1 pseudogene is annotated in these 244 nt (G+C 66.4%); it reads right to left on the bottom strand.

Features of this window, described 5'->3' with window-relative positions:
* Positions 1-81: 81 nt before the first annotated feature.
* A pseudogene (locus tag ACR9ZK_RS23085) lies at positions 82-244 on the bottom strand (aldehyde dehydrogenase family protein); the annotation flags it as partial.

Raw genomic sequence — 244 nt, 5'->3', positions numbered from 1 at the left:
CCCTGAAGCTGGTGGAGGTGCTGGCCGGACGCATCCCGGATGGCATCCTCAACGTGGTCACCGGTCGCGGCCGAACCGTGGGGCAGCGCGGAGGTCGGCGTCGGGAAACACTACAACAGGAGCTTTGCCGCCGAGTTCCAAGTGGACGCGCTTGACGGACTTCGCGGCGGTTTCGGCTACGGCCTGGCCACTGACCACGCTCCCGGTCAGGGCTACCAAGGCAATGTCCGGGTGTTCGGAAAGG

It is taken from the genome of Monashia sp. HAY1-5C, assembly GCF_056755255.1.
Note: the sequence above shows the minus strand (reverse complement) of the source record. Positions and strands in the feature narration are given on the sequence as shown.